Below are 10,549 nucleotides of genomic sequence, written 5' to 3' on the forward strand. Positions count from 1 at the left end.
CCTCCCGAGTAACGGAAGCTCCCCCGCGAAGAAGACCGGGGGCACTCGGTGGCCACTTCACAGACCTGAGGAGTACGCGTGTCGCTCGACGCCGCCACGAAGAAGCAGATCATTGCCGAGTTCGGTACCAAGGAGGGTGACACCGGCTCCCCCGAGGTCCAGGTCGCTCTGCTGTCCCGTCGGATCTCCGACCTGACCGAGCACCTGAAGACCCACAAGCACGACCACCACTCCCGCCGCGGCCTGCTGATCCTCGTCGGTCAGCGCCGCCGCCTGCTGCAGTACCTCGCCAAGAAGGACATCCAGCGCTTCCGTACGCTGGTCGACCGCCTCGGCATCCGCCGTGGCGCGGCGGGCGCCAAGTAAGACGCCGTGAAGGGAGCGGTTCCCACGCGAGGGGGCCGCTCCCTTTGCTGTACATGCGGACTGTCACCGACGCTTTGTAGTGTGGTAGCACAACGCATGTAATGCACGTCGTAGGGCACACAACGACGTGCGACACAAAGAACGAGGAGACGCGCACCTAGCCGCCGCCGGTCCTCGGTAGTGGCCCCCGGGGAAACGAACCCCGGGTGCTTCGATCGAAGACCGGCCCGCACGAACGGCGCGCATCTCCGCAACCGTCCCCCTGCCACACGGGCAGCCCAGGGACGAAGACGAGGAGAAAACACTAGTGGAGAACGAGACCCACTACGCCGAGGCCGTCATCGACAACGGCTCCTTCGGCACCCGCACCATCCGCTTCGAGACGGGCCGCCTGGCCAAGCAGGCCGCCGGTTCCGCCGTCGCCTACCTGGACGACGACACCATGGTGCTGTCGGCCACCACGGCCTCCAAGCAGCCCAAGGACCAGCTCGACTTCTTCCCGCTGACGGTGGACGTCGAGGAGCGGATGTACGCCGCCGGCAAGATCCCCGGCAGCTTCTTCCGCCGTGAGGGCCGGCCGAGCGAGGACGCGATCCTCACCTGCCGCCTCATCGACCGCCCGCTGCGCCCGTCCTTCAAGAAGGGCCTGCGCAACGAGATCCAGGTCGTCGCCACGATCATGGCGCTCAACCCCGACCACCTGTACGACGTCGTGGCGATCAACGCCGCGTCCGCGTCCACGCAGCTGGCCGGTCTGCCCTTCTCCGGCCCGATCGGCGGCGTCCGCGTCGCGCTGATCCGCGGCCAGTGGGTGGCCTTCCCGACGCACACCGAGCTCGAGGACGCCGTCTTCGACATGGTCGTCGCGGGCCGCGTCCTGGAGGACGGCGACGTCGCGATCATGATGGTCGAGGCCGAGGCCACCGAGAAGACCATCAAGCTGGTCGAGGGCGGCGCCGAGGCGCCGACCGAGGAGGTCGTCGCCGCCGGTCTGGAGGCCGCGAAGCCCTTCATCAAGGTGCTCTGCAAGGCGCAGTCGGACCTCGCGTCCAAGGCCGCCAAGCCGGTCGCCGAGTTCCCGATCTTCCTGGACTACCAGGACGACGTCTTCGAGGCGCTGAGCGCCGCCGTCAAGCCCGAGCTGGCCCAGGCGCTGACCATCGCCGGCAAGCAGGAGCGCGAGTCCGAGCTGGACCGCGTCAAGGCGCTCGCCGCCGAGAAGCTCCTGCCGGAGTTCGAGGGCCGCGAGAAGGAGATCTCCGCCGCGTACCGCTCGCTCACCAAGCAGCTGGTCCGCGAGCGCGTGATCAAGGAGAAGAAGCGGATCGACGGCCGCGGCCTGACGGACATCCGCACCCTGGCCGCCGAGGTCGAGGCCATCCCGCGGGTCCACGGCTCGGCCGTGTTCGAGCGTGGCGAGACCCAGATCCTGGGCGTCACCACCCTGAACATGCTCCGCATGGAGCAGCAGCTGGACACCCTCTCCCCGGTGACCCGCAAGCGCTACATGCACAACTACAACTTCCCGCCGTACTCCACCGGCGAGACCGGCCGCGTCGGCTCCCCGAAGCGCCGCGAGATCGGCCACGGCGCACTCGCCGAGCGCGCCCTCATCCCGGTCCTGCCGACGCGCGAGGAGTTCCCCTACGCGATCCGCCAGGTCTCCGAGGCGCTCAGCTCCAACGGCTCGACGTCCATGGGTTCGGTCTGCGCCTCCACCATGTCGCTGCTGAACGCCGGTGTGCCGCTGAAGGCCCCGGTCGCCGGTATCGCCATGGGCCTGATCTCCCAGGAGATCGACGGCGAGACGCACTACGTCACCCTCACCGACATCCTCGGTGCGGAGGACGCCTTCGGTGACATGGACTTCAAGGTCGCCGGCACCAAGGACTTCGTGACCGCCCTCCAGCTCGACACCAAGCTGGACGGCATCCCGGCCTCCGTCCTGGCCGCCGCCCTCAAGCAGGCCCGCGACGCCCGTCTCCACATCCTCGACGTGATGATGGAGGCCATCGACCGGCCCGACGAGATGTCCCCGAACGCGCCGCGGATCATCACCGTGAAGATCCCGGTCGACAAGATCGGTGAGGTCATCGGCCCCAAGGGCAAGATGATCAACCAGATCCAGGAGGACACCGGCGCCGAGATCACCATCGAGGACGACGGCACGATCTACATCGGTGCCGCCGACGGCCCGTCCGCCGAGGCCGCCCGCGCCACGATCAACGGCATCGCCAACCCGACGATGCCCGAGGTCGGCGAGCGCTACCTGGGCACGGTCGTGAAGACGACCACCTTCGGCGCGTTCGTCTCCCTGCTGCCCGGCAAGGACGGTCTGCTGCACATCTCGCAGATCCGCAAGCTGGCCGGCGGCAAGCGCGTGGAGAACGTCGAGGACGTCCTCGGCGTGGGCCAGAAGGTCCAGGTCGAGATCGCCGAGATCGACTCCCGCGGCAAGCTCTCCCTCGTCCCCGTGATCGAGGGCGAGGAAGGCTCCGAGGCCGAGAAGGACGACGCCGACCAGTGACGTCCCGTAGCTCCAAGGCGACGGCCCGCACCTCTTCGGAGGCGCGGGCCGTCGCCCGTACCCAAACCCTGATCAAGGGCATGAACGGCATCGGCACCGTCCGCAAGACCACTCTTCCCGGTGGTCTGCGCGTCGTCACCGAGACGCTGCCCTCGGTCCGCTCCGCCACCTTCGGCATCTGGGCGCACGTCGGCTCCCGCGACGAGACCCCGTCCTTGAACGGCGCCACGCACTACCTGGAGCACCTGCTCTTCAAGGGCACGAACCGCAGGTCCGCCCTGGACATCTCGTCCGCCATAGACGCCGTCGGCGGCGAGATGAACGCGTTCACGGCCAAGGAGTACACGTGCTACTACGCGCGCGTGCTCGACACCGACCTGCCGCTCGCCATCGACGTCGTCTGCGACATGCTGACGGACTCCCTGATCCTGGAGGAGGACGTCAACGTCGAGCGCGGCGCCATCCTCGAAGAGATCGCGATGACCGAGGACGACCCGGGCGACTGTGTGCACGACCTGTTCGCGCACACCATGTTCGGCGACAACTCCCTCGGCCGCCCGGTCCTCGGCACCGTCGACACGGTCAACGCCCTCACCGCCGACCGCATCCGCCGCTTCTACAAGAAGCACTACGACCCCACCCACCTGGTGGTCGCCTGCGCCGGCAACATCGACCACAACAAGGTCGTACGCCAGGTCCGCGCCGCCTTCGAGCGGGCCGGCGCCCTCAGCAGCCCCGACGCCCAGCCGGTCGGCCCGCGCACCGGCCGGCGCGCGGTGCGCACGGCCGGCCGGGTCGAACTGCTCGGCCGCAAGACCGAGCAGGCGCACGTGGTGCTCGGCATGCCCGGCCTGGCCCGCACGGACGAGCGCCGCTGGGCCCTCGGCGTGCTGAACACCGCGCTCGGCGGCGGCATGTCCTCCCGGCTCTTCCAAGAGGTCCGCGAGAAGCGCGGCCTGGCCTACAGCGTGTACTCGTACACCTCGGGCTTCGCCGACTGCGGCCTGTTCGGCGTGTACGCGGGCTGCCGCCCCTCCCAGGTGCACGACGTGCTGAAGATCTGCCGCGAGGAGCTGGACCACGTCGCCCAGCACGGCCTGTCCGACGAGGAGATCGACCGCGCCATCGGCCAGCTGCGCGGCTCCACCGTCCTCGGCCTGGAGGACACCGGCGCGCTGATGAACCGTATCGGCAAGAGCGAGCTGTGCTGGGGCGAGCAGATGTCGGTCGACGACATGCTGGCCCGGATAGCCTCGGTCACCCCGGACGACGTCCGCGAGGTCGCCCGCGACATCCTGGGCCGCCGGCCCTCGCTGTCGGTCATCGGCCCGCTGAAGGACAAGCAGGCCGCGCGGCTGCACGACGCCGTGGCCTAGTCACCTCCCGTTAGGAAGCAACAAGATGAGCAAGCTGCGCGTGGCGGTCCTCGGTGCCAAGGGCCGGATCGGATCCGAGGCGGTCCGGGCGGTCGAGGCCGCCGAGGACATGGAGCTGGTGGCCGCCCTGGGCCGCGGCGACACGCTGGAGACGCTGACCGCGACCGGCGCCCAGGTCGCCGTGGAGCTGACCACGCCCGACTCGGTGATGGCCAACCTCGAGTTCTGCGTCCGCAACGGCATCCACGCCGTCGTCGGGACGACCGGCTGGACCGAGGACCGTCTCGCGCAGCTCAAGGGCTGGCTCGCCGACTCCCCGGAGACGGGCGTGCTGATCGCCCCGAACTTCTCCATCGGCGCCGTCCTCACCATGAAGTTCGCGCAGATCGCCGCGCCGTACTTCGAGTCCGTCGAGGTCGTCGAGCTGCACCACCCGAACAAGGTGGACGCCCCCAGCGGCACCGCCACCCGCACCGCCCAGCTCATCGCCGAGGCCCGCCGCGCCGCCGGCACCGCCCCGGCCCCGGACGCCACGGCGACCGCCCTGGACGGCGCGCGCGGCGCGGACGTCGACGGCGTCCCCGTCCACGCGGTCCGCCTGCGGGGCCTGCTGGCCCACCAGGAGGTGCTGCTGGGCGGCGAGGGCGAGACCCTCACCATCCGGCACGACTCGCTGCACCACAGCAGCTTCATGCCGGGCATCCTGCTGGGCGCCCGCCGCGTGGTGACCGCCCCGGGCCTCACCTTCGGCCTGGAACACTTCCTGGACCTGGGCTGACCGCCACCATGCGAGCCAAGCTGTCCTACGCCGTCACGGCCGCCGTCCTGGTGTTCTACTTCCTCCTGGTCGGCAGCCGCGGCGTCCTGCTCATCCAGTCCGGCACGCTGCTCACCGTGACCTTCGGCGTCGCGGTGCTGATCCTGCCGGTCATCGGGTTGTGGTTCCTGTGGAAGAACACCCAGTTCGTCCGCAAGGCCAACGCCCTCGCCGCGGAGCTCGACGCCGAGGGCGGCCTGCCCGTCGACGAGCTGAAGCGGCTGCCCAGCGGCCGCATCGACCGGGACTCGGCCGACGAGGTGTTCGCCCGGCGCCGGGCCGAGACCGAGGCGGCCCCGGACGACTGGCGCACCTGGTTCCGTCTCGCCATCGCCTACCACGACGCCCGTGACACGCCGCGGGCCCGCAAGGCGATGCAGCGTGCCATCGCCCTGCACGACGGCAAGACCGTGGAGGTCTGAGGCCGGCGGGCCGGGAACGCGAGAGGGCCGGTCCGCGAAGGACCGGCCCTCTCGCGTGCGTCCGCGGCTCAGCCGCGCCCGTACTCCTCCGCCCACGCCTCCACCGAGTCCGCCGCCCGGTCGAAGGCCGTGGCGCGGCCCAGGAAGTCGGCGTTGTGCGTGGTCAGCAACGGCGCCCCCGGCTGGCCGGCCGCCCGGTCCGCGCGTACGAGGCTCAGCGCCTGTCCCTGCACCGCGCGGGGCAGCCCCAGCCAGCGCACCGGCTGCTGCACCGTCCGCACGGCCGACACGCGCTCCCAGGCCACCGTGCGGGTGCGCAGGAAGCCCACCTGCCGCAGCCCTCGTGCGCTCACCCACACGCCCATGCGCAGCAGCCGCAGCGACACGACGATGATCGCCAGGGCGATGCCCAGGATCACTCCGGCGTCGGACGGCGTTCCGGTGAGCGCGATGACGACGGCGGCGAACAGCACGTACGAGGCGAGCAGCAGCCAGATCGCGGCCACGCCCACCCGCCAGGGACCAGGCCGGTAGGGACGCCGCCAGCGGTCGCGGTCCTCGAACGGCAGCGCGACGTCGTCCACCGCGTCGAAGGCACGGTCAGCCGTCAGAAAGGGCAGGGGCACGGCGGGTCCTCACTCGGTCCAGGCGTGGGCTGTGCCCGGTGAGGCTATCGACCTGTGTGCCGCCTCACCACCCCAGGGGGGCCGTCCGGGCCGGTCCGGGCTCAGCGTCCGTCGGACGCCTGGGACTGCTGGGCCGGCGTCGTCGACGGGTCCGTCTGCAGCGCCGGCGTCCCGATCACCAGGGATCCCACCAGCGCGGCGACGATCGTCAGCCCCAGCAGCCAGCGCCCGGCGATCTCACCGGCGGACGCCCGCTCCCGGGGCGGGGGAGTGACATCGCTGCGGAACCTGTCGGCCTCGGCGACAAAGGCGAAGGGTACGGGCTCGCGCCGACCGGGCATCGCGGGTGTGTCTCCCTTCCGGGACAGAACGGATCGTGTCATCCGTAGAGACGAAGGAACCGCCTCGAAGGTGCCCGTCCGGCGCGGAAAGATGCGCGGCATCGCGCTGGGTAGAGTGGCGGGGCACAAGACGAGACGGGAAAGGCCCCTCCACACCGTGATCCCCGAAGACGACTTCACGATCGAGTTCCGCAGCGATGTCACTGTGGAGCTGGTGAAACACAGCGCGGCCGACGCGGACGTCCTGTTCGCGGCCCGGGTGTCCACGCTCGGGGAGCAGTCGCTGGACGAGCTGAACAAGGACCCGGAGCGCTCGAAGGGCCTCATCAACTACCTGATGCGCGACCGGCACGGCAGCCCGTTCGAGCACAACTCGATGACCTTCTTCATCAGCGCCCCGATCTTCGTCTTCCGCGAGTTCATGCGGCACCGCGTGGGCTGGTCGTACAACGAGGAGTCGGGCCGCTACCGCGAGCTCCAGCCGGTCTTCTACGTGCCCGACGCCTCCCGCAAGCTGGTCCAGGAGGGCCGGCCCGGCAAGTACCGGTTCGTCGAGGGCACCCCCGAGCAGCACAAGCTGGCCGTCGACGCGATGGAGGACTCCTACCGCCAGGCCTACCGGACCTACCGCGAGATGCTCGCCGCCGGCGTCGCCCGCGAGGTCGCCCGCTCCGTCCTGCCCGTCGGCCTGTTCTCCTCCATGTACGCCACCTGCAACGCCCGCTCGCTGATGCACTTCCTCGGGCTGCGCACCCAGCACGAGCTGGCGAAGGTGCCGTCCTTCCCGCAGCGGGAGATCGAGATGGTCGGCGAGAAGATGGAGGCGGAGTGGGCCCGGCTCATGCCGCTCACCTACGCCGCCTTCAACGCGAACGGCCGTGTCGCGCCGTGACACCCGCCGCCCGTCAGTCGCATGAATTGTCCGTATTGCGGCATTTGGCGAAGTTCATCTAGCCTGATCGAACGGACCCGGCACTGCTTGAACCCCCGAGCAGGCAGTGCCGGGCTCCGCATATGTCAGGATTTACCCCGCCCCCCCGCGGGCAGACCGCGCCGTGCGCAACGAGTAGCGTGTAACCCATGGCACCGACCTCCACTCCGCAGACCCCCTTCGGGCGGGTCCTCACCGCCATGGTCACGCCCTTCACGGCGGACGGCGCACTCGACCTCGACGGCGCACAGCGACTCGCCTCCCACCTGGTGGACGCAGGCAACGACGGCCTGATCGTCAACGGCACCACCGGCGAGTCCCCGACCACCAGCGACGCGGAGAAAACCGATCTCGTACGAGCGGTCCTGGAGGCGGTCGGCGACCGCGCCCACGTGGTGGCCGGCGTCGGCACCAACGACACCCACCACAGCATCGAACTGGCCCGCGCCGCCGAGCAGACCGGCGCACACGGCCTGCTCGTCGTCACGCCGTACTACAACAAGCCCCCGCAGGAGGGCCTGTACCGGCACTTCAGGGCCATCGCCGACGCCACCGGACTGCCGGTCATGCTCTACGACATCCCCGGCCGCAGCGGCGTCCCGATCAGCACCGAGACGATCGTCCGCCTCGCCGAGCACCCGCGGATCGTCGCCAACAAGGACGCCAAGGGCGACCTCGGCCGCGCCAGCTGGGCCATCGCCCGGTCCGGCCTCGCCTGGTACTCCGGCGACGACATGCTGAATCTCCCGCTGCTCTCCGTCGGCGCGGTCGGCTTCGTCTCCGTCGTCGGCCACCTGGTCACCCCGGACCTGCGCGCCCTGGTCGACGCGTTCGTCTCCGGCGACGTCCAGAAGGCCGCCGAGATCCACCAGAAGCTGCTCCCGGTCTACACCGGCATGTTCCGCACCCAGGGCGTCATGACCACCAAGGCCGCGCTCGCCCTCCAGGGCCTGCCCGCCGGACCGCTGCGCCCGCCCATGGTCGAGCTGACGCCGCAGGAGATCGAGCAGCTCAAGATCGATCTTGCAGCCGGCGGGGTACAGCTCTGACATCGGACTTCGCGAAGCCGCCGCTTCGCAGCAACGAGCTCCACAACTGAATAGCGCAGGCCACCGGTGCCTGCATCCACCACGACAACTGCTTCTGCACGAACGTCACGCGCGCCACGTGCCCCACCGGTACGTGGCGCGTGTGGTGAGGAGAGTCTTTTGAGTCATCCGCATCCTGAACTCGGCCCGCCCCCGCCGCTGCCCGCGGGCGGCCTGCGCGTCACCCCGCTCGGCGGTCTCGGCGAGATCGGCCGCAACATGACGGTCTTCGAGTACGGCGGCCGTCTGCTGATCGTCGACTGCGGAGTGCTCTTCCCCGAGGAGGAGCAGCCCGGAATCGACCTGATCCTGCCGGACTTCTCGTCCATCCGGGACCGCCTCGACGACATCGACGGCGTCGTCCTCACCCATGGCCACGAGGACCACATCGGCGGCGTCCCGTTCCTCCTGCGCGAGAAGCCGGACATCCCGCTGATCGGCTCCAAGCTGACCCTCGCCCTGATCGAGGCCAAGCTCCAGGAGCACCGCATCCGCCCCTACACCCTGGAGGTGACCGAGGGCGACCGCGAGCGCCTCGGCCCCTTCGACTGCGAGTTCATCGCGGTCAACCACTCCATCCCGGACGCCCTGGCGGTCGCCATCCGCACCCCCGCGGGCATGGTCGTCCACACCGGCGACTTCAAAATGGACCAGCTCCCGCTGGACAACCGCCTCACCGACCTCCACGCGTTCGCGCGTCTGAGCGAAGAGGGCATCGACCTCCTCCTCTCGGACTCCACGAACGCCGAGGTCCCCGGCTTCACGCCGCACGAGCGGGACATCTCCGGAGTGCTGCGCCAGGTGTTCGCCGGCGCCCGCAAGCGGATCATCGTGGCGAGCTTCGCCAGCCACGTCCACCGCATCCAGCAGATCCTGGACGCGGCGCACGAGTACGGCCGCCGGGTCGCCTTCGTCGGCCGCTCCATGGTCCGCAACATGGGCATCGCCCGCGACCTCGGCTACCTGCGCGTCCCGCCGGGCCTGGTCGTGGACGTCAGAACGCTCGACGACCTCCCGGACCACGAGGTGGTCCTGGTCTGCACCGGCTCCCAGGGCGAACCGATGGCGGCCCTGTCCCGCATGGCCAACCGCGACCACCAGATCCGCATCGTCGACGGCGACACGGTGATCCTGGCGTCGTCGCTCATCCCCGGCAACGAGAACGCGGTCTACCGCGTGATCAACGGCCTGACCCGCTGGGGCGCCAACGTCATCCACAAGGGCAACGCCAAGGTGCACGTCTCCGGCCACGCCTCCGCGGGTGAGCTGCTGTACTTCTACAACATCTGCCGCCCGAAGAACCTGATGCCGGTCCACGGCGAATGGCGCCACCTGCGTGCCAACGCCGAGCTGGGCGCCATGACCGGCGTCCCGCACGACCAGATCGTCATCGCCGAGGACGGCGTCGCCGTCGACCTCGTCGAGGGCAAGGCCAAGATCTCCGGCAAGGTCCAGGCGGGATACGTCTACGTCGACGGACTCTCGGTCGGCGACGTGGGCGAGCCGGCGCTGAAGGACCGGAAGATCCTCGGCGAGGAGGGCATCATCTCGCTCTTCGTCGTCATGGACTCCTCCACCGGCAAGATCACCGGCGGCCCGCACGTCCAGGCCCGCGGCTCCGGCATCGACGACTCCGCCTTCGACGCGGTCCTCCCGAAGATCACCGAGGTCTTGGAGCGCTCCGCCCAGGACGGCGTGGTCGAGCCACACCAGCTCCAGCAGCTCATCCGCCGGACGCTGGGCAAGTGGGTCTCCGACACCTATCGGCGTAGGCCCATGATTCTGCCCGTCGTGGTGGAGGTCTGACCACGCGGACGACCCCCTCGTCTGCGTGAACTCGGAGCGGGGCACCTCGATTTGCATCGAGGCGCCCCGCTCCAGTACGTTTACGGCCCTGCCCCAGGGGGAACCCGGCCGCCTCGTGCGCCGGACTCAGTCTCCCCAGGGAGCGGGAAATCCGACTCAGAATCTCTGATAAAGTCGGAACCGCCGGAAAGGGAAACGCGAGAGCGGGAACCTGGAAAGCACCGAGGAAATCGGATCGAGAAAAGATCT

General features: G+C 69.7%; 10 protein-coding genes. 8 read left to right on the forward strand and 2 right to left on the reverse strand.

The features are described 5' to 3' along the window. Positions 1-78: 78 nt before the first annotated feature. From rpsO to G7Z13_RS25865, 5 genes are all read left to right on the forward strand, one after another. Positions 79-366, forward strand: a complete 288-nt coding sequence (rpsO, locus tag G7Z13_RS25845) for a 30S ribosomal protein S15 (RefSeq protein WP_030619140.1) — start codon at positions 79-81, stop codon at positions 364-366. 307 nt (positions 367-673) lie between these two features. Then, positions 674-2,893, forward strand: a complete 2,220-nt coding sequence (locus G7Z13_RS25850) for a polyribonucleotide nucleotidyltransferase (protein WP_166002622.1) — start codon at positions 674-676, stop codon at positions 2,891-2,893. Then, positions 2,890-4,269 (forward strand): pitrilysin family protein, encoded by a 1,380-nt coding sequence (locus tag G7Z13_RS25855; RefSeq protein ID WP_166002623.1) that lies wholly within the window; start codon positions 2,890-2,892, stop codon positions 4,267-4,269. The genes G7Z13_RS25850 and G7Z13_RS25855 overlap by 4 nt, the downstream gene beginning before the upstream one ends. Before the next feature lie 25 nt (positions 4,270-4,294). Then, on the forward strand, positions 4,295-5,047 hold the full coding sequence (gene dapB / locus G7Z13_RS25860; protein ID WP_166002624.1) for a 4-hydroxy-tetrahydrodipicolinate reductase: 753 nt from the start codon (positions 4,295-4,297) through the stop codon (positions 5,045-5,047). Between the two features lie 8 nt (positions 5,048-5,055). Further along, entirely contained in the window at positions 5,056-5,508 is a 453-nt protein-coding gene (locus tag G7Z13_RS25865; protein ID WP_166002625.1) for a hypothetical protein, read from the forward strand. 68 nt (positions 5,509-5,576) lie between these two features. On the opposite strand, the gene G7Z13_RS25870 is transcribed toward G7Z13_RS25865, so the two are convergent. Both G7Z13_RS25870 and G7Z13_RS25875 read right to left on the reverse strand, forming a co-directional pair. Further along, entirely contained in the window at positions 5,577-6,134 is a 558-nt protein-coding gene (locus G7Z13_RS25870; protein ID WP_166002626.1) for a hypothetical protein, read from the reverse strand. Between the two features lie 101 nt (positions 6,135-6,235). After that, a complete protein-coding gene (locus tag G7Z13_RS25875; protein ID WP_166002627.1) occupies positions 6,236-6,475 on the reverse strand; it encodes a hypothetical protein in 240 nt (79 codons plus the stop codon). Between the two features lie 157 nt (positions 6,476-6,632). Here G7Z13_RS25875 and thyX point away from each other — a divergent pair, with 157 nt between their 5' ends. The 3 genes from thyX (at position 6,633) to G7Z13_RS25890 (ending at position 10,300) form a co-directional block, all read left to right on the forward strand. Beyond that, positions 6,633-7,367, forward strand: coding sequence for an FAD-dependent thymidylate synthase (gene thyX, locus G7Z13_RS25880; protein ID WP_166002628.1), 735 nt, complete (start codon positions 6,633-6,635; stop codon positions 7,365-7,367). 188 nt (positions 7,368-7,555) lie between these two features. After that, entirely contained in the window at positions 7,556-8,455 is a 900-nt protein-coding gene (dapA, locus tag G7Z13_RS25885) for a 4-hydroxy-tetrahydrodipicolinate synthase (protein WP_166002629.1), read from the forward strand. Between the two features lie 159 nt (positions 8,456-8,614). Then, complete coding sequence (locus G7Z13_RS25890; RefSeq protein WP_166002630.1) at positions 8,615-10,300, forward strand: ribonuclease J; 1,686 nt, start codon at positions 8,615-8,617, stop codon at positions 10,298-10,300. Positions 10,301-10,549 lie beyond the last annotated feature (249 nt).

This window comes from Streptomyces sp. JB150 (assembly GCF_011193355.1).
In the GTDB taxonomy this organism is placed as follows: Bacteria; Actinomycetota; Actinomycetes; order Streptomycetales; family Streptomycetaceae; genus Streptomyces.

Excerpts from the sequence above, each read along its gene's own strand:
- dapB (WP_166002624.1), top strand. The coding sequence starts at position 4,295 with ATGAGCAAGCTGCGCGTGGCGGTCCTCGGTGCCAAGGGCCGGATCGGA.
- G7Z13_RS25865 (WP_166002625.1), top strand. The coding sequence starts at position 5,056 with ATGCGAGCCAAGCTGTCCTACGCCGTCACGGCCGCCGTCCTGGTGTTC.
- G7Z13_RS25875 (WP_166002627.1), bottom strand. The coding sequence starts at position 6,475 with ATGCCCGGTCGGCGCGAGCCCGTACCCTTCGCCTTTGTCGCCGAGGCC.
- dapA (WP_166002629.1), top strand. The coding sequence starts at position 7,556 with ATGGCACCGACCTCCACTCCGCAGACCCCCTTCGGGCGGGTCCTCACC.